This is a genomic window from Polaromonas aquatica (assembly GCF_042659145.1).
GTDB classification, from domain to species: Bacteria; Pseudomonadota; Gammaproteobacteria; order Burkholderiales; family Burkholderiaceae_C; genus Polaromonas; species Polaromonas aquatica.
Genome location: NZ_JBHSRS010000082.1, coordinates 237,010 through 255,783, shown reverse-complemented (window position 1 = coordinate 255,783; position 18,774 = coordinate 237,010). Strand labels below are relative to the sequence as shown.

Annotated in this window: 18 protein-coding genes; 9 read left to right on the top strand and 9 right to left on the bottom strand. The window is 61.7% G+C overall.

The features are described 5' to 3' along the window. The first annotated feature begins 28 nt into the window (after positions 1-28). From ACFQND_RS18965 to ACFQND_RS18955, 3 genes are all read left to right on the top strand, one after another. Positions 29-1,276: a ribonucleotide-diphosphate reductase subunit beta gene (locus tag ACFQND_RS18965; protein WP_371437048.1), complete on the top strand. Its 1,248-nt coding sequence runs from the start codon at positions 29-31 to the stop codon at positions 1,274-1,276. A 209-nt stretch (positions 1,277-1,485) separates the two neighbouring features. Then, positions 1,486-1,968 carry a histone H1-like DNA-binding protein gene (locus ACFQND_RS18960; protein WP_371437047.1) on the top strand — a complete coding sequence of 161 codons (483 nt, stop codon included), beginning with the start codon at positions 1,486-1,488 and terminating at the stop codon, positions 1,966-1,968. A gap of 72 nt (positions 1,969-2,040) precedes the next feature. After that, the gene (locus ACFQND_RS18955; protein WP_371437046.1) at positions 2,041-2,421 is read left to right on the top strand and encodes a DUF167 domain-containing protein; all 381 of its coding nucleotides are present in this window, start codon (positions 2,041-2,043) and stop codon (positions 2,419-2,421) included. 28 nt (positions 2,422-2,449) lie between these two features. Here ACFQND_RS18955 and ACFQND_RS18950 read toward each other — a convergent pair whose 3' ends face one another. The 7 genes from ACFQND_RS18950 to ACFQND_RS18920 form a co-directional block, all read right to left on the bottom strand. Further along, the gene (locus tag ACFQND_RS18950) at positions 2,450-3,352 is read right to left on the bottom strand and encodes a carbohydrate kinase family protein (protein ID WP_371437045.1); all 903 of its coding nucleotides are present in this window, start codon (positions 3,350-3,352) and stop codon (positions 2,450-2,452) included. A gap of 25 nt (positions 3,353-3,377) precedes the next feature. Continuing rightward, positions 3,378-4,463, bottom strand: coding sequence for a DUF3426 domain-containing protein (locus ACFQND_RS18945; RefSeq protein WP_371437044.1), 1,086 nt, complete (start codon positions 4,461-4,463; stop codon positions 3,378-3,380). Positions 4,464-4,530: 67 nt separating this feature from the next. Then, positions 4,531-5,517: a 50S ribosomal protein L11 methyltransferase gene (locus ACFQND_RS18940; protein WP_371437043.1), complete on the bottom strand. Its 987-nt coding sequence runs from the start codon at positions 5,515-5,517 to the stop codon at positions 4,531-4,533. Positions 5,518-5,541: 24 nt separating this feature from the next. Then, positions 5,542-6,891: an acetyl-CoA carboxylase biotin carboxylase subunit gene (gene accC, locus ACFQND_RS18935; protein ID WP_371437042.1), complete on the bottom strand. Its 1,350-nt coding sequence runs from the start codon at positions 6,889-6,891 to the stop codon at positions 5,542-5,544. A gap of 43 nt (positions 6,892-6,934) precedes the next feature. After that, complete coding sequence (gene accB, locus ACFQND_RS18930) at positions 6,935-7,387, bottom strand: acetyl-CoA carboxylase biotin carboxyl carrier protein (protein WP_371437041.1); 453 nt, start codon at positions 7,385-7,387, stop codon at positions 6,935-6,937. Positions 7,388-7,774: 387 nt separating this feature from the next. Beyond that, positions 7,775-8,317, bottom strand: coding sequence for a TlpA family protein disulfide reductase (locus ACFQND_RS18925; RefSeq protein WP_371437040.1), 543 nt, complete (start codon positions 8,315-8,317; stop codon positions 7,775-7,777). Positions 8,318-8,324: 7 nt separating this feature from the next. After that, positions 8,325-8,933: a hypothetical protein gene (locus tag ACFQND_RS18920; RefSeq protein ID WP_371437039.1), complete on the bottom strand. Its 609-nt coding sequence runs from the start codon at positions 8,931-8,933 to the stop codon at positions 8,325-8,327. Positions 8,934-9,194: 261 nt separating this feature from the next. Between ACFQND_RS18920 and mpl the strand changes: the two genes are divergently transcribed. Next, positions 9,195-10,622: a UDP-N-acetylmuramate:L-alanyl-gamma-D-glutamyl-meso-diaminopimelate ligase gene (gene mpl, locus ACFQND_RS18915; RefSeq protein ID WP_371437038.1), complete on the top strand. Its 1,428-nt coding sequence runs from the start codon at positions 9,195-9,197 to the stop codon at positions 10,620-10,622. A gap of 120 nt (positions 10,623-10,742) precedes the next feature. Here mpl and ACFQND_RS18910 read toward each other — a convergent pair whose 3' ends face one another. Continuing rightward, a complete protein-coding gene (locus ACFQND_RS18910; protein WP_371437037.1) occupies positions 10,743-11,672 on the bottom strand; it encodes a LysR family transcriptional regulator in 930 nt (309 codons plus the stop codon). A 171-nt stretch (positions 11,673-11,843) separates the two neighbouring features. On the opposite strand from ACFQND_RS18910, the gene ACFQND_RS18905 reads away from it, so the two are divergent. Further along, positions 11,844-12,923 carry a YeiH family protein gene (locus ACFQND_RS18905; RefSeq protein WP_371437110.1) on the top strand — a complete coding sequence of 360 codons (1,080 nt, stop codon included), beginning with the start codon at positions 11,844-11,846 and terminating at the stop codon, positions 12,921-12,923. Here the strand turns inward: ACFQND_RS18905 and ACFQND_RS18900 are convergent. Then, entirely contained in the window at positions 12,909-13,682 is a 774-nt protein-coding gene (locus tag ACFQND_RS18900; RefSeq protein ID WP_371437036.1) for an IclR family transcriptional regulator, read from the bottom strand. The genes ACFQND_RS18905 and ACFQND_RS18900 overlap by 15 nt on opposite strands. 120 nt (positions 13,683-13,802) lie before the next feature. Between ACFQND_RS18900 and ACFQND_RS18895 the strand changes: the two genes are divergently transcribed. Genes ACFQND_RS18895 through ACFQND_RS18880 form a run of 4 tightly spaced genes read left to right on the top strand, consistent with a single transcriptional unit; the run spans position 13,803 to position 18,770 of the window. Next, positions 13,803-16,181, top strand: coding sequence for a molybdopterin guanine dinucleotide-containing S/N-oxide reductase (locus ACFQND_RS18895; RefSeq protein WP_371437035.1), 2,379 nt, complete (start codon positions 13,803-13,805; stop codon positions 16,179-16,181). Next, the gene (locus tag ACFQND_RS18890) at positions 16,178-17,377 is read left to right on the top strand and encodes a CaiB/BaiF CoA transferase family protein (RefSeq protein WP_371437034.1); all 1,200 of its coding nucleotides are present in this window, start codon (positions 16,178-16,180) and stop codon (positions 17,375-17,377) included. Before ACFQND_RS18895 ends, ACFQND_RS18890 begins: the two co-directional genes overlap by 4 nt. Then, a complete protein-coding gene (locus ACFQND_RS18885) occupies positions 17,374-18,012 on the top strand; it encodes a cysteine dioxygenase family protein (protein WP_371437033.1) in 639 nt (212 codons plus the stop codon). Before ACFQND_RS18890 ends, ACFQND_RS18885 begins: the two co-directional genes overlap by 4 nt. Further along, entirely contained in the window at positions 18,009-18,770 is a 762-nt protein-coding gene (locus ACFQND_RS18880; protein WP_371437032.1) for an enoyl-CoA hydratase/isomerase family protein, read from the top strand. The genes ACFQND_RS18885 and ACFQND_RS18880 overlap by 4 nt, the downstream gene beginning before the upstream one ends. Positions 18,771-18,774 lie beyond the last annotated feature (4 nt).

Genomic DNA, 18,774 nt, shown 5'->3' with positions numbered 1-18,774 from the left:
CATAATCCCAAAGTATTGGAACCCTCACATGTTGACCTGGGACGACGAAGTCAAACCATCATCGCCAAACTCTCTCACAAGCGGCTTGCCTGAAGGCCGCTCGATGGAACTTCCGCCTCTTTCTTCCGGCACATCCGCCCAACCCCAGGCGCAAGTCCGCATGCTCGACGATGGCGCCTTCTCTCCGGCTGCCACTGCCAGCGCATCAGCCCCACTGGATACCGCAGAAAAAGCAGCCGACACAGCAGCGCCGGCAGCCAAGCGCGTCAAGGCTTCCGACAAACGCATCATCAACGGCCAGACCGACGTCAACCAGCTGGTACCGTTCAAATACAAATGGGCCTGGGAAAAATACCTCGCCACCTGCGCCAACCACTGGATGCCGCAGGAAGTCAACATGACGCGCGACATCGCGCTCTGGAAAGACCCGAACGGTTTGACCGAAGACGAACGCCGCCTGGTCAAACGCAACCTCGGTTTCTTCGTGACGGCTGATTCACTCGCCGCCAACAACATAGTGCTGGGCACCTACCGCCACATCACGGCACCCGAGTGCCGCCAGTTCCTGCTGCGCCAGGCTTTCGAGGAAGCCATCCATACCCACGCCTACCAGTACATCACCGAATCGCTTGGCCTGGATGAAGCCGAAATCTTCAACGCCTACAACGAAGTGCAGTCCATCCGGGACAAGGACCAGTTCCTGATCCCTTTCATTGAAGTGATTTCCGATCCGCACTTCAAGACCGGCACGCCGGAGGCCGACCAGACCCTGCTCAAGTCACTGATCGTGTTTGCCTGCCTGATGGAAGGCCTGTTCTTCTATGTAGGCTTCACGCAGATCCTTGCCCTGGGTCGCCAGAACAAGATGACCGGTGCCGCCGAGCAGTACCAGTACATCCTGCGCGACGAGTCCATGCACTGCAATTTCGGCATCGACCTGATCAACCAGCTCAAGCTTGAGAATCCACACCTGTGGACGGCCGAATTCAAGGCCGAGATCAAGGCCCTGTTCATGAAAGCCGTCGAACTCGAGTATCGCTATGCCGAGGACACCATGCCGCGCGGCGTGCTCGGCCTCAATGCATCCATGTTCAAGGGTTACCTCCGCTACATCGCTAATCGCCGTGCCACGCAGATTGGACTTGAAACCCTGTTCCCGAACGAAGAGAATCCGTTCCCATGGATGAGCGAAATGATTGACCTGAAGAAGGAACGTAACTTCTTCGAAACCCGCGTCATTGAATACCAGTCGGGCGGAGCCCTCTCCTGGGATTGACGCGGACTGATCCGAATTGATTGAGACAAGACCAGAACAACATGATTTCTAGAATTGCAATGACCAGTGACTGCGCCGGAGAGCGCGCGTTGGGCTTTGCTCCTGTGTTCGCGGCGCTGGGCCCGGTTTATCCGCAGGCCCAACGCCGTGAATCGCTTTGCGTACTCCAAACGTGAAGTGCTCTTTGCAACGTGATCAAGGAGAAAACTATGGCAACTGCGAAAAAACCTGCGGCTAAAAAAGCTGCACCAAAGAAAGCACCGGCAAAAAAAGTAGCGGCGAAGAAAGCCCCTGCGAAAAAAGTAGCCGCTAAAAAAGCGCCTGCTAAAAAAGCACCGGCCAAGAAAGTAGTAGCTAAAAAGGCTCCGGCCAAAAAAGCTGCAGTGAAAAAAGCTGCAGTGAAAAAAGCTCCAGCCAAAAAGGCTCCGGCAAAAAAAGTAGCAGCGAAGAAAGTAGCCGCTAAAAAAGCTCCGGCCAAAAAAGCCGCAGCCAAAAAAGCGCCAGCAAAGAAAGCCGCAGCCAAGAAAGTAGCGAAAAAACCCGCTGCGAAGAAAGCCGCGAAAAAGCCTGCTGCGAAGAAAGCCGCGAAAAAGCCCGCTGCCAAAGCACCCGCTGCACCGGCTGCCCCTGCGGCTCAGACTACTCTGAACCCGCAAGCTGCCTGGCCGTTTCCTACAGCCAGCAAGCCGTAAGCAGTAAGGTACTTCTGCTTGAAAAGCCCAGTGTCGTAGATGCTGGGCTTTTTTTATGGACTCCTGCACAGCATGACCACCCCGAAACCAGGCCCCACGATACCCTTCATCCGGACCGACAGGCACGGCAATGTCATCGTGGACATACAGGTGGTGCCCAATGCTGCTAAAACGCAGGTGGACGGCCTGTACGGCGAACAAGGTGCGATCGCGCTAAAAGTCCGCCTGAACGCTCCGCCAGTCGACGGCAAGGCAAATGAAGCGCTGCTCAAATGGCTGGCAGGCCAGCTGGGCATTCCACGAAGATCATTGGAGGTGGTGCGCGGACAAACCTCCAGGAGAAAGCAGCTCAGCATGTCCGCTGAAATTGCCGCGAAGGCAGACTGGCATCAGCTGACACGGCACATCACATGCCATCCGGCAGCAGGCGCCACCTCAAACGCTACAAAATAGATAGCTGGTTGCGCCCACAGGCAGGGTATCAGAGACCTTTTTGAATGGATTCCAGCGTGTAGTTCTGGCCGCCGCGGTAAGCGATCTTGTGCGCACCCACGCGGTTGCCCAGTTCGGCGCAGCGTACCAGCGACCAGCCCTTTTCCAGGCCGAACAGCAGTGCGCCACGGAAGGCGTCGCCACAACCCGTCGGGTCAAGCACCTCCCTGGCGACGACCGGCGCTACCAGCGTCTTCTCTCCGCCAACCCAGACCTCGCAACCTTCTGCCCCCAGGGTCACGATCAGTCCCTCGACGCGCTTTGACAGTTCTGCAATCGACAAACCCGTGCGATCGCTCAGCATCTTGCCCTCGTAGTCATTGACTGTGACCCAGGTTGCCAACTCGACAAAATGCGCAAGTTCCTGGCCGTCAAACATAGGCAGGCCCTGGCCCGGATCGAACACAAATGGAATCCCTGCGGCCTTGAACTGCTCCGCGTGCTGCAGCATGGCATCACGCCCGTCCGGAGATATGATGCCCAGCTTGATATCGCTGCGCGCCGAGATGTGGGTCACATGGGCCTGCATCATGGCGCCGGGGTGGAAGGCTGTGATCTGGTTGTTGTCGCGGTCCGTCATGATCATGGCCTGCGCCGTGTAGGTATCGGTCACTTCACGGACAAACTCGGTGCTGATGCCCAGGGTATTCATGCGCGCGACGTACTCTGCACCGTCACTGCCTACCGTGGCCATGGGCAGGGGTGAGCCCCCGAGCTGCTTGAGGGCGTAGGCGATATTGCCGGCACAACCGCCGAACTCGCGGCGCAGGGCCGGTACCAGGAAAGACACGTTCAGGATGTGCAACTGGTCGGGCAGGATCTGCTCGGAAAAGCGCCCCTCAAACGTCATGATGGTGTCAAAGGCGAGGGAACCACAAATTACAGCAGGCATTTATTTTTCTCAGTTCGTGAAAGGGTCAGGGATAAAAAGCGAGAACGCGGTAACCGGCGATACGCAGCGGGCTTGCAGCGCCCGGGGCATCCGCCGCCGGCACCTGCATGAGCACAAGGCCTGCAAACTCGGCACCGGCAGCCAGCGTGGGGTTTTCAGCGCCAAACTGCGCTGGCATGAGCACCCGCCGTACCAGCGCCTGCTCCTGGGTATCGGTCAAGGTCACTTCCAGGGCAGGCATGGCCACGGGCACCGTGCCGGTGTTCTTGAGGGAAAAACCCAGGCGGTAAGAGTCCGCATCGATCTTGTTGAAGGACGAACTGTCGATCACAAGCGCCTCGATCCGTCGCAAGGGCTTTACTTCGCAATGCAGATGGCCGCACATCGCCTGCAGCCAGGGCCTGAAGGCCGGAGCCATCGCCGCCACACTGTCCCGCTGCTGGACCAGCACCTGCAGCAGCAGCACAACCGCCAGCAACAGGCCGACCAGGCCCAGTGTTACCCGCACCGCCGGCTTGTGCCAGAACGCTTTACGCCGCGCATCGCGGACAAAGGAAACGTCGTTCGAGACCTCATCGGCTTCATCAGGCTCGTCTTGCGGCGGCTCACTGAGCGGGGCTTCAGCCCGAAAATCAGGCAGTTCATAACTGTCTGCTGTTTGCGCCTCTTTGGCCAATTGCGCCTGGACAGGCTCAGAGCGCACGGCCTCGCCTTCGTCATTCAGGCGCAGGCTGCCCGCCTCGTCCAGCTTCGGCGCGTGTTGCTGCTTCCACCCGGCCGGGTCAAACTCGCCACTCCCGGAGTCGGCCTGCACGATGGAGCGGTCCGCCAAAAAAGCATCCGGCGACCCAGGATCAGACAGGACGGGCCCACTTGCAGGCAAAGGTGGGGCGACAGGAACCGGCGAGGGCGCGGTATAGGTTTGTAGCGGAGGTTCAGGGGGCTGCTGAGCCGGTGCGGCAGGGGCCTGCGCAGCCTCCTGCATATGCAGCGAGGCATCAAACACTTCAGCGCAATGCCCGCATCGCACCCAGCCCTGCGAGACTTTGAGTTGATCGGTCACGACTTTGAACATCGTGCCGCATGCGGGGCAGCGCGTAATCAGGCTCATCTAGCGCTGTATTGTAGGGGGTGCCGGCCCGCCAATCACCGGCAAAAAGGCAATGCCGGCCGCCGGCTCAAAGCCGCGCGGTCATCAGGATCCAGCCGTCTTCCTGATCGGTGACTTCCAGCGCACACCAAGGCGCATAGGCAGCCTTGAGCTCGTCCGCCTGGCGATCAAGAATGCCCGCCAGCACCAGGTTGCCGCCCTTTTCAACATGTGCGCACAGCAGCGGTGCCAGCACCTTGAGCGGCGTCGCCAGAATATTGGCCAGCACGGTCTGGTAAAGGCCTGCGGCCTTTTCCGGCAGGCCGGCATTGAGGCGAACATGGTTGGCCTCGGCATTGGCACGGGTCGACTGGACGGCCGCTTCGTCAATGTCCACGGCATCAATATCGACAGCGCCAAACTTGGCTGCGCCTATGGCCAGGATGCCGGAGCCGCAACCGTAGTCGAGCACCCGGCCGAGGCTGGCCCCCACGCTTTTCGCTTCGCGTAATGCGCTGCCCCCCGAGGGGGCTGTGCTTGCTAGGGGCGGCCCGTCGCTGCGCACGCTCTGAGCGCTTGCGCCTTGCTCCGCACCGTTTTTGGCGATCCAGCGCAAACACATGCGTGTCGTCGGGTGTGTTCCTGTGCCAAAAGCCAAGCCGGGATCCAGCCGTATCAGCTGCTTTGCCTGTGCCGGTGGCTCGTGCCAGGTCGGGACAATCCAGAACTCCGGCGTGATCTCGACGGGCGAGAACTGTGACTGCGTGAGCCGCACCCAGTCCTGCTCGGGCACGGCCTGGATGGCTACCAGCGTACAGCAGGCAAAAAAGTCCTGCGCCTGCAGCAGCTTGCAGGCGTCTATCGCCAGCGCTTCGGTTGCGAATAACGACACCACGCGAGAGCGTTCCCAGCCGGCCTTGGGCGGCGGCATGCCCGGCTCGCCGAACAGCGCCTGCTCGGCCGGCGTCTCGGCATCAGCGTCTTCCACCGACACGCTGAGCGCGTCCAGCGCATCCAGCGCCTCGCTGATGGTTTCGACTTCGTCAGCCGGAACCAGCAAAATCAGCTCGAACATGCTCATACCTTTTACCCCTGGGCTTCAGCGAACACGCTTGGAGAGCCACTCTTCAAGGTAATGGATGTTGGTGCCGCCATCCATGAACTTGGCATCGACCATCAGTTCCCGGTGCAGGGCAATATTGGTGTTGATGCCTTCGACCACGGTCTCGGCCAGCGCCGTGCGCATGCGGGACAGCGCCTGCTCGCGCGTGTCGCCGTGCACAATGATCTTACCAATCATCGAGTCGTAATTGGGCGGCACAAAGTAGTTGGCGTAGATATGCGAGTCCACCCGCACACCCGGCCCGCCCGGTGTGTGCCAGGTCGTGATGCGGCCCGGCGAGGGCGTGAACTTGTAGGGGTCTTCCGCATTGATGCGGCATTCGATCGAATGGCCCTTGAGCTGGATGTCGCGCTGGACAAACGGCAGTTTTTCGCCGGCCGCCACCATGATCTGGGTGCGCACGATGTCCACACCGGTAATCCACTCCGTCACGGGGTGCTCGACCTGCACGCGGGTGTTCATTTCAATGAAATAGAACTCCCCGTTTTCATACAGGAACTCGAAGGTGCCGGCGCCGCGGTAGCCAATCTTCTTGACGGCGGCCACACAGCGTTCGCCTATGCGCTCGATCAGCTTGCGTGGAATGCCGGGCGCCGGCGCTTCCTCAATGACCTTCTGATGACGGCGCTGCATGGAGCAGTCGCGTTCGCCCAGCCAGACAGCATTTTTATGCTGGTCGGCCATGATCTGGATTTCAATGTGCCGGGGGTTCTGCAGGAATTTCTCCATGTAGACCTCCGGATTGCCAAAGGCTGCACCGGCCTCGGCCTTGGTGGTCTGCACAGCGTGCAGCAGCGCCGCTTCGGTGTGCACCACACGCATGCCGCGACCGCCGCCACCGCCGGCCGCCTTGATGATGACCGGGTAACCGATCTGCTTGGCCGTGCGCTTGATAAAGGCCGCGTCATCAGGCAATGCGCCTTCAGAGCCGGGCACGCAGGGCACGCCGGCCTTGATCATGGTCTGCTTGGCCGAAACCTTGTCGCCCATGATGCGGATCGAGTCCGGCGTCGGGCCTATGAACTTGAAGCCGCTTTTTTCAACCCGCTCCGCAAAGTCGGCGTTTTCGCTCAGGAAACCGTAGCCGGGGTGGATGGCTTCGGCGTCCGTCACCTCGGCCGCAGAGATGATGGCCGGCATGTTGAGGTAGCTCTGGGCAGAAGGCGCAGGACCGATACATACCGACTCGTCCGCCAGCTTGATGTATTTGGCGTCGCGGTCTGCTTCCGAATAGACCATCACGGCCTTGACGCCCAGTTCCCGGCAGGCGCGCTGGATCCGCAGGGCAATCTCTCCGCGGTTGGCGATCAGTATTTTTTTAAACATGCGTCTGGTAGATCAATCTTTGGGCAGGAGGATTGGGGCTGTATCACTCGATCATGAACAGCGCTTGTCCATACTCCACGGCCTGGCCGTTTTCGCACAGTATCCTGGTGATCGTGCCGGACTTGTCGGCCTCGATTTCGTTGAGGATTTTCATGGCCTCGATGATGCAGATGGTCTCGCCTTCCTTGACCACGCTGCCGACTTCCACAAAGGGCTTGGCACCGGGGCTGGACGAGCGGTAAAAGGTACCGACCATGGGTGATTTCACGGCATGCCCGGCAGGAGCAGCAGGTGCCGCCTCGGCGACCGGCGCTGCGGGTGCACCTGCGACCGGCGCGGCTGCTGCTACCATGGCCACAGCGGGTTGCTGCATCACGAGGGGAGCACCGCTGGATTTGACGATGCGTACCTTGCCCTCGGCTTCGGTAATTTCAAGTTCGGACACATTGGACTCTGATACGAGGTCGATCAGCGTCTTGAGTTTTCTTAAATCCATGGGTCTCTCCAACTATCGGTAGATACTGGTGCAGAGGTTTCAGCACACAGCTTTTTATCAATCTGCGGGTCAATCAAGGACAAGGTGCAATGAGGGAGCCAGATTTCACCGAACCCTCTCATTTACCGCTTACTTCCAGCTTTTACGCCTTAATGCCCTCATTGACCATCTAAACCGCCCATCATCCTGACCAAAAGATCAGGGAGCAGCCCGGGAAAGCGCAGAGTGTACATCATGCCAAGGCTCGAAAACAGCCTTGAGCGCATTCTTATAGATCGGAAAAAATCTACCGTAAAGCACAATTAAGTGCAAATAACGATATTTTGAATGTACTTAAGAAAACTATAGAAAAACCAGCGGGATCACGGGAGGTGGGCAGGCAGACACTCAGGTCCGCACCCACTGCGCCAGGTCCTCGGGCGAAACCTTGCCTGTCTTGCGATGCAGCAACTGGCCGGACGCATCAAACACCACTGTAAACGGCAAACTCCCCGACAGATTGCCCAGTGATTTGCTCAGGTCGGTGCCGCTCAAACCAGCCATTCCCACGGCAAAACCCAAAGGTTTGGCCTGCAGCCATTTAAGCACGGCGCTGGGCTGGTCCACCGCCAGGCCCAGAACCTGCCAGTTTTTTGCCTTGTTGGTTTTGTAAAAACTGTCCAGCAAAGGCAGCTCTTCAATGCAGGGCGGGCACCAGGTGGCCCAGAAATTCACCAGCAGGGGTTTGCCGCGAAAGCTGCTCATAGCCAGCGACTTGCCGTCCGGCGTGTCAAAACTCAGGCTCCAGAACGGGTCGGCGCCCGCATCATGGCCGGCATGCCCCTGTTCAGGCGCAAGCTGGTGCGGCTGGATTTTCCACCAGGCCACGCCGGCACCGGCCAGTCCAGCCGCTGCGGCCACGCCGCCATAAAGCATGCTTCTGCGCTTCATTTGTGATTCACTTCCCGGTTTCCGTCAATACAGGCAGCAATTTTTGCACGGCGGCGATGTCGCCCCGCGGTGTACGGCCTTTGGCGTCGGGCCGCAACGCGCCGCGCAAATCGTCATGGTCGTAAACCATCAGGTGCACACCCACGGTTTCATTCAGGGGTTTGCACAGGCTGCTCAGACTCAACGCCTCCACGTCTCCGCCGGTAAATCCCTTCACGGTGCGCGGCTCGTAGTCCACGTTGTGTTCGATCAGGGCGATTTCGGCGGACTTGGGGTCGTCACAAAACAGCTGTATATAAATATCCGAGAGACGCGTGGCAGTGCCATGCCAGACCGCACCGGTAAGGTAAGGCCGGAAAGCCGCCATGCGCTGCATCCAGACCAGCGCCAGTTCGCGCAGTGCCGCCAGCTCCATGGGCTGGGTGTCGGCGCAAAACAGCTCTATATAGTCGCGCACGGCATCTTCCAGTGCGTCGTTGTCGGGCAGCTCGGTGCGGGCCGGCAAAGCCATCTGTTTAACGGCACGGCGTTTGGCCGGGCCGTACTCCAGCCCTTCTTCGACCACCAGCGCGGCGGCAGTGGCGGCAATTTCGGATTTGAGGGTGTTCGGGGTCACGGTGGGCTGGATTGAAGGCAGCGCGGAGGAAGCGCAATGCCCAGTTTAGGCCAATCAGCCAGGCCAACTGCGTCCTGCGGGTATCGGCCAATAGACGGAGGTCAAGTCAATTGCTATCAAATAAGTAGCTGGTTGCGCGCATAAATATTGGGCCATGAGCACTTTTCATGCTGAAAATGACAAAAAAGACCTGTTTACAAGCCGCTTTTGGCCCGTGCCACAAGCCCCTCAGCCGCCCGGCAGACTCCTAGAATACCGCTCATGCACATACATATTCTGGGGATTTGCGGCACCTTCATGGGCGGCCTGGCGGCGCTGGCGCGCGAGGCCGGCCACAAGGTCACGGGTTGCGACACCGGCGTCTACCCGCCCATGAGCGACCAGCTGCGCGCCCTGGGCATAGAGCTGATCGAAGGTTACAGCGCCGACCAGATGGCCTTCCAGCCTGACGTTTTTGTCATTGGCAATGTGGTTTCGCGCGCACGCCTGCCCGATGGCAGCCCCAAATACCCCTTGATGGAAGCCATCCTGAACAGCGGCCTGCCCTACACCAGCGGCCCGCAATGGCTGTCGGGCCATGTGCTGCACCACCCTACCCACCACGCGACCGGCCCGCGCCATGTGCTGGCAGTTGCCGGCACCCATGGCAAGACCACGACCACGGCCATGCTGACCTGGATTCTTGAGCAGGCCGGGCTGCAACCCGGCTTTCTGGTCGGCGGCGTGCCGCTCAACTTTGGCGTCTCGGCCCGGCTGGGCGCGGGCAACACCTTTGTCATAGAGGCCGATGAATACGACACGGCCTTTTTCGACAAGCGCAGCAAGTTTGTGCATTACCGCCCGCGCACGGCGATCTTGAACAACCTGGAGTTTGACCACGCCGACATTTTTGACGACCTGGCGGCTATCGAGCGGCAGTTTCACCACCTGGTGCGCACCGTGCCGTCCCAGGGCCGCGTCGTCGTCAATGCCGAAGAAGCCAGCCTGCAGCGCGTGCTGGAGCAAGGCTGCTGGAGTGAGCGTGTACTCTTCGGCAACAGCCCTGCCAATAACGACGGCTTCACGGCTGACGGTGAGCCGCACGACTTCCGCGTGCTCAGGGCCGGCAAAGCGGTGGCACGCGTGCAGTGGAATGTCAGCGGCGTGCACAACCAGCTCAACGCGCTCGCGGCGATCGCCGCCGCCGAACATGTAGGCATCGCGCCCGAAGCTGCGGCCGAGGCGCTGGCGGAATTCCAGAACGTCAAGCGCCGCATGGAAGTGCGCGGCGTGCTGCACCAGGGCGGCGGCGATATCACCGTGTATGACGACTTTGCCCACCACCCCACAGCCATACACACCACACTGGACGGCCTGCGCCGCCAGCTGGATGGCAACGGCAAAAAGGCTGACCGCATACTCGCCATCTTCGAGCCGCGCAGCAACACCATGAAGCTGGGCACCATGACAGCGCAACTGCCCTGGAGCCTGGAGCGCGCCGACCTGGCGTTTTGCCATTCAGGCGGGCTTGACTGGGACGCCAAAGCCGCTTTGGCGCCCATGGGTGCCAAGGCCAGCGTGGCCGGCGACATTGAGCAACTCGTGGCCCAAGTCAAGGCGGCCGCCCGTCCCGGCGACCACCTGCTGTGCATGAGCAACGGCGGCTTTGGCGGTATCCACGGCAAACTGCTGGACGCGCTGAAAGCCTGAGTTTTTGGCTGCCTGGAGCGGCAGGGAATGCTATAAATTCAATAGCTGGTCACGCGCATTCCACGCCGGCCACGGGCACTTTTGATGCCTGAAAACCGCAAAAAGAGCGAAAACCCGGACTCAGGAAGCCCGCAGACGGCTTTCCGACGATATGGCCGCCGTGCTTCTGCAAAGCTCCAGAAAACCCGTCAAGGCATCCGACAGCCGTTTCTCCCGGCGGTGGATCAGGGAGAAACTGCGCTTGAGCACAGGCAATTCGCTCTTCAGCTCACGCAGACGGCCCGCATCAATCATGTCCTGCACCAGCACACGCGACAGGCAGCTGACGCCCAGCCCCGCAGCGACGGCATTTTTGATGGCCTCCGAACTGCCCAGCGTGGTGTCGGACTGCACATGGTGCAGATAGGGCAGCAAGGCCTGCTCCACCGCCTCGCGCGTTCCCGAGCCCGCCTCGCGCAACAGCCAGGGCGCCGCGCGCAGTTGCAGGGCTGACAGCGGCGCCTGTTCTGCCGCCACGGCCAGCGCATGGCCGGGCGCGGCCACCAGCACCAGCTCGTCGTCCAGCCAGGGCAGCACTTGCAGGTCCGGGATGTGGCAAGGACCTTCGATCATGCCCAGGTCCGCCTCAAAACCGGCCACTATCTGGGCCACACCCAGCGTATTGCCTATCCAGACATCCAGGCTGGCCTGCGGCATCTGCTCACGAAAGGCCGCCAGCAGCGAAGGCAGCACGTAATTGCCTATGGTGGTGCTTGCCGCCAGCCGGAAGCGCACACGCGCCATGGCAGCGCCGCCGCCGAAACGCTCCTCTATGACCTGCGCCTGCTCCAGCAGCGCCAGCGCTTCGGGCAGCAACGACCGGCCGGCATCGTTGAGCACCAGGCGCTTGCCGACCCGGTCAAACAAACGCGCACCCAGCGCTGTTTCGAGCTCGCCCAGGGCCGCACTGGTCGCCGACTGCGACAGCGACGCCGCTTCGGCGCCCGCCATGGTGCTGCCGGTACGGGCGATGGCGCAGAAAAGCTGGAGCTTGCGTAGCGTCAGGCGCATGCTTTTATTACCTGTTTATTCATTCACAAATAAAACAATTTACCTGTTTTTCATGTATTAATTATAAGAATAATTTGTTTTATCTATATTTCCAAACTATATAAAGTCCGTTGCATGAAAAAGAATTCGCACGCCATCGCAACGGGATTTCCCAGCCCCCTCAACAGCGGCATGCCTGAAGCACTCAGGTCATCGCTACGCTATTTGCCCGGCCTGATCCTGGTCGGGGCATTGGCTTTTGCGGCGATTGAACTGGCCAACACGCCCTGGCTGAAGACACACAGCATAGGCGCGCTGACACTGGCCATCCTGCTCGGCATTGTTGTCGGCAACACCATCTACCCGCGTTTTGCCGTGCAGACGGCACACGGCGTGACCTTCTCAAAACAGAAACTGCTGCGCCTGGGCATCATTCTTTACGGCCTGCACCTGACCTTCCAGGACATAGGCCAGGTCGGCGTGGTCGGTGTGGCGATTGACGCCATAGTGCTGTGCAGCACCTTTGGCCTGGCCTTGCTGCTGGGCAAACGCGTGTTCGGGCTGGACCGCGAAACCACCCTGCTGATAGGCGCCGGCAGCTCTATCTGCGGCGCAGCAGCCGTCATGGCGACCGCCCCGGTGGTGCGCGGCCGCGCAGAGCAGGCGACCGTCGCGGTGTCGACCGTCGTCGTCTTCGGCACACTCGGGCTTTTCCTCTACCCCATGCTTTACCGCTGGAACCTGCAACACGCGCTGCTGCCCATGAGCGAACATGCCTTCGGGATTTTTGCCGGCTCGACCATCCACGAAGTCGCCCAGGCCGTCGCCGCCGGCAGTGCCGTGGGCACACACGCCGCCGACACGGCAGTTATTGCCAAGATGGTGCGCGTCATGATGCTCGCGCCCTTTCTGCTGATACTGTCGGCCTGGATGCAGCGCAATCCGGAACAGGGCAGCGAGACCCACAATAAAGCCGCAGGATCCGCCAAACGTGTGGTCATACCCTGGTTTGCAGTGGGTTTTGTTGCCGTTGCAGGCTTCAATTCGCTGGACCTGCTGCCGCACCCGCTGGTCAGCACTGCGCTGGACATAGACGCGCTGCTGATGGCCATGGCCATGGCAGCGCTCGGCCTGACCACCCATGTCTCGGCGATTCGCAGTGCCGGCATCCGGCCGCTGGCGCTGGCGACCGTGCTTTTTGTATGGCTTGTAGCTGGCGGCCTGGCGATCAACCAGCTGCTGCCCTGGTTCGCCGGCCTATTCGGCGCCTGACACGGCGGCATCGTGGCCGGCCAGCGTATTCGCAATACGCCGTGCGGCCTCGGTCACCGCTTTTGCGAGCAGGCGAATACCGGCGGGCTTGATCCGGGTCGCCGGCCCGGAGACACCAATCGCCGCCACCACACGGCCCGTACCGTCCGTGATGGGTGCGGCCACACCCCAGACACTCGCACGCCATTCACCCCGGTTGACGGCATAACCCTGGGTGCGGATACGCGCCAGCTCCTGCGTCATTTCAGCCGCATCGGTGATGGTGGCCGGCGTGAAAGCCTCGCGTTTTGAGTTCACCGGGTGCAGGCTGGGCTGGGGCCGCTCACGCCAGGCCAGCAGCACCTTGCCGGTTGCCACGCAATACGCCGGCGCCCTGCCGCCTATCTCGCTGTAGGCTCGCACCGGTTCCGGGCTGTCCAGCTTGTCTACATACATGACCTGTTCGCCGTCCAGTACCGAGAGGTGCACGGTTTCACGGGTCTCCTCGAGCAGCCAGTGCATGGCGGGCAGCGCCGCCTGACGGACATCGAGCCGGGCGATCATGCGCGCGCCCAGCTCCCACATCTTCAGCGAGGCACGGTAGCTGCCGCGCCCATCTTCATTGATGACATAACCTAGCTCCACCAGCGCCTGCAGGGTGCGGTGCACATTGCTCTTGCCCATGCCGAGCTGCACCGCCAGCTCGCTGACGCCCACCGCTTCCTCGCGATCGGCCAGTTCCTCCAGCAATTGCAGTCCCTTGACCAGCGTGTTGTTCATGGATTGTTTCCTTATTAGCTATTTTCATTCATCTCCAATATGTTCTCATATATGGAACGCTTGGTCTACAGAATGGAATGGACTAAGATGATTCAACGCCCATAAAAAGACAAGCGCATCATGAAAACAGACCCCAAACCGCCGCAGCACACACCTTACGGGGGCGCCAAAGCACACTCCTACACCGCAACCCACTGGGGCATTTACGAAGTCCGTTACCGTGAAGGCGAGGCTGTTGCACTCGAAGGTTTTGCACGCGACCCTTCACCCTCGCCCATAGGCCTGGGCATGCTGGACGCCGTCAAGGGCCCGCTGCGTGTGCAGCGGCCTGCCGTGCGGCGCAACTGGCTTGCCGCAGCGCGCGGCGAAACAACAGATGCGCAGCGCGGGCTGCGCGGCCAGGAAGAATTCGTCGAGGTATCGTGGGACGAAGCGCTGGACTTGGTTGCCGGTGAACTGCAGCGCGTGCGCCAGGCGCACGGCAACACAGCGATCTTCGGTGGTTCCTACGGCTGGTCCAGCGCCGGGCGCTTTCACCACGCGCAAAGCCAGGTGCACCGCTTCCTCAATTCCGTGGGCGGTTATGTAAGGCATGCCGACTCCTACAGCCTGGGCGCGGCGCGCGTGTTGATGCCGCACATCGTCGCGCCCATGGATGAAATGCACACGTTGCACACCAGCTGGAGCGTGCTCGAAAAGCACACCACGCTGTTTGTCAGCTTCGGCGGCGTGCCCGCAAAAAATGCGCAGGTCAGCTCGGGTGGCGTCGGCGAACACGTCGTGCCGCAAGCCCTGCGCCGGCTCGACAAAGCCGGTGTGAAGTTCATCAACATCAGCCCGGTCCGCAACGATATAGACACCGGCGGCGAGGTGGAATGGATACCCATACGCCCCAACACCGACGCGGCACTGATCCTGGCGCTGGCCTGCACGCTGTACCAGGAAGGCCTGCACGACCCGGCTTTCCTGGCACAGCATTGCGTGGGCTTTGACAAGGTCCACCCTTACCTCACAGGCGCGACCGACGGGATCGTGAAGGACGCTAAGTGGGCAGCCAATATCACCGGCATCCCGGCCGAGCGCATTGTGGCGCTGGCCCGTGCCATGGCCGCCAACCGCACCATGCTCACCATGGCCTGGTCGCTGCAGCGTTCGCACCACGGCGAGCAACCCTTCTGGAGCCTGGTCACGCTGGCCTCCATGCTGGGGCAGATCGGGCTGCCCGGCGGCGGCTTCGGTGTCGGTTACGGCACCACCAACATGATCGGCAATGCCAATGCCAAATTCAGCGGCCCCACCCTGCCGCAGGGCAAAAACGCGGTGCGCGAATTCATTCCCGTGTCCCGCATCACCGACATGCTGGAAAAGCCGGGCGAAACGTTTGACTACAACGGCGAAAAACACCGCTACCCGGATATCCGGCTGATCTACTGGGCCGGCGGCAACCCCTTTCACCACCACCAGGACCTCAACCGCATGCTGGGCGCGTGGCAATCCAAACCGGAAACCATCATCGTCAACGAGCAGTTCTGGACACCGGCAGCCAAGCTCGCCGACATCGTGCTGCCGGCCACAACAGGGCTGGAGCGCAACGACATCGGCTACGCCTCGCGCGAACGTTTTATGGTCGCCATGAAGCAAGCCATGGACCCCGTCGGCGAGGCACGCGACGACTACGACATCTTCACAGCGCTCGCCGAACGCATGGGTGCACGCGAGGTTTTTACGGAGGGCATGAACTCCTTCCAGTGGCTGGAGAAGCTCTACGAGCAGTCCCGCGAGCGGGCCACCCGCGCGGGCTTGAGCCTGCCGCCGTTTGATGAATTCTGGCAGGGCGACCTGCTTGACCTGTCCGTAGAAAACAAGGATGTCGTGATGTTCCAGGATTTCCGCAGCGACCCTGTTGCGCACCCGCTCAACACCCCCAGCGGGCGCATAGAGCTTTTCAGCGAACGCATCGCCGGCTTCGCGTATGCGGATTGCCCGGGCCAGGCGCAGTGGTTCGAGCCCGTGGAATGGCTGGGCAGCAGCAAAGCCGTCGCGCACCCGCTGCATCTTTTGACCGACCAGCCCTTCACCAAACTGCACAGCCAGTACGACCACGCGGCCTACAGCGCCGGCAACAAGATTGGCGGGCGCGAGCCCATCACCCTGGCACGCACCGATGCGCATGCGCGCGGGCTGGCAGAAGGCGACCTCGTGCGTGTCTTCAACGACCGGGGCGCCTGCCTGGCGGCGGTGCGGCTGTCCGATGACATACACACCGGTGTTGCCAAGCTGTCCACCGGCGCCTGGTTCGACCCCAGCGGCTGGCGCGCCAGCGGCGCAGGCAATCTTGAAAAACACGGTAACCCGAATGTTCTGACACTGGACATAGGCGCGTCCAGCCTGTCCCAGGGCTGCATCGCCCAGACCTGCCTGGTGCAGGTAGAGCGTTACCAGGGGACAGCGCCGCAGATGTCCGCCTATGCCTTGCCACAGATGATGGTGCAGGTATGAGCCCGGTCAGACTGCCACTGACCGGCGTCAAGGTCATTGAGTTCTGCCATGTTGCGGCCGGCCCGTTCTGCGGGATGCTGCTTGCCGATTTCGGCGCCGAGGTCATCAAGGTCGAGCCGCCCGACGGCGACACCTTGCGCCAGTGGCCGCCCATCACCGATGGTTTTTCCGAGAACTTCGCCTCGCTCAACCGCGGCAAACAATCCATCGCACTGGATCTCAAGAACCCTGCAGACCTCGCCATGGCGCGCAGCCTGGTGCTGGACGCCGACGTGCTGATAGAGAACAACCGCGCCGGTGCCATGGAGCGCCTGGGCCTGGGCTGGGACTGGGTCCAGGAAAACAAACCCTCGCTGATTTACTGCTCCATCTCGGCCTACGGCCAAAGCGGCCCGCGCTCCGGCGAAGGTGGCTTTGACCTGACCATGCAGGCCGCAGCCGGTGTCATGAGCGTCACCGGCGCACCCGACGGCGAGCCGGCCAAGTGCGGCGTACCGATCTCAGACTTCACGGCCGGCCTGTATGCTGCCTACTCCATCAGCTCCGCGCTGGCGCAGCTGCGTGCAGGCGGCCCGGGTGCCCGCGGCTGCCACCTCGACATCCCCATGTTTGCCACCACACTGGCGGTCGGGGCGCTGCAGACCAGCGAATATTTCGGCACCGGCCGCAACCCGCGCAGGCTGGGCTCGGCGCATCCGCGCAACGCGCCTTACCAAAGCTTTAAATGCGCTGACGGCTGGTTCGCCATCGCCGCCGGCAACGACAAGCTCTGGCGCTCCGTCTGCGCCGTGACCGCCACGCCCGATTTGTTGCTTGACCCAAGGTTTACCTCGCCCACCTTGCGGGCGGCCAACCAGGTGGCCTTGCGCGACCTGCTGGAAATCGTTTTCGCCGGTGCAGGCGCGCACGAATGGGTCACACGCTTCGCCGCGGCCGGTGTGCCGTCGGCGCCCATCAACAGTTACGAGCAGGCACTTGCCGATGTGCAGACCGCCCACCTTGGCCTGGTGCAGCCCATGACCCTGCCCAACCAGGTCGTGACGCAGACCGTGGCCTGTCCGGTACGCATCAACGGCGGCCCGGTCGGGGTCGACACCCGGCCGCCCGCACTCAACCAGCACGGTGCTGCGCTGCGCCGTCATTACAACGACGAAAAACAACAGGCCGGAGCGCCCGGCCAAAGGGCCGCAGAATGAAAACAGCCACCACCCCCGACCAGATCGCGCCGCTGCGCGAGTTTGTCATCGCTACCACAGAGGTGGTGACGCAAGCCATGGACGAGAGCGCGCGCATCGCCGCCATCAAGCCCCTGCTGGCGCGCCTCATCAGCAGCGACGACTGGCTTGCCGAAGACGCCGCCAAACCGCATCCCGACCACTACTGCCAGTACCTGCTGCACTGCGACCCGCTTGAGCGTTTTTCAGTCGTGAGTTTTGTCTGGGGACCAGGCCAGCGCACGCCGATTCATGACCACACGGTGTGGGGCCTGATAGGCATGCTGCGCGGCGCCGAAACCGGCCAGCACTACCGCTGGGATGCCGACGGGCGGCTGCAGGCAAGCGGTGAACCCAGCCGCCTGGAGCGCGGCGACATTGAACTGGTGTCGCCCGCCACCGGCGATATCCACCAGGTGGCCAATGCCCATGCCGACCGCACATCCATCAGCGTGCATGTTTACGGCGCCAACATAGGCGCCGTGGCGCGCCATGTGTTTGATGCGGCAAGCGGCCAGGTCAAACCCTTTGTGTCCGGTTACTCGTCATCTGCAGTGCCCAACCTGTGGGACCGCTCCGATGCGGTGCGCCGCAACATCACCGGAGCCGCCGCATGATTGAGGTTTCGCGGGAAGGCGGGGCCGCAGTACTCTGCATGACACGCACCGAGCGCGGCAACGCCCTGAGCGCCGGGCTCGTCGAGGCCCTGATCAGCGCCGTTGAAACCTGCATCGCCGACCCGGCCATCAACACGCTGGTCCTCACCAGCCAGGGCGCCGACTTTTGTACCGGCTTTGACCTGAGCAACATGCAGCCAGCCGCCGGTGCGGAAGAAACCGCAGCCATCGATGGCGCACTGTTGTGGCGTTTTGTCCGCATTGAGCACCTGCTCGCAACGCTGTGGCACGCGCCGCTGCGTACCGTGGCTGTTGTGCAGGGCCGCGCTTTCGGCGCGGGCGCAGACCTGTTCGCGGCCTGCGACGTGCGCCTTGCCACAGCCGATGCCCAATGGCGCTTTCCCGGCGCCGGCTTCGGCATTGTGCTGGGCACACGCCGCCTGGGTGAGCATGTGGGCGTGGACCGCGCCCTGGCTTGGGTCACGACAGGCGCCTCCATCGATGCGCAGCAAGCCCTGTCACAAGGTTTGGCCACCGGCGTGATCCCGGCAGGCGCATGGCGCGAACACCTGACGCCGCTGTCGGTTGACCGGCCCACCTGCGCCGCCTTGCGTGCTGCTGCCCGTACCGACTTGCGCGATGCCGACCTGGCAGCGCTGGTCCGTTCGGCAACCCGTGCCGGCCTGTCGCAACGCATTGAAAACTACCGCAACACGCTTCGCAAAAAGAAACCGGAACAGGCTTCCGCGCAGCAATAGACAA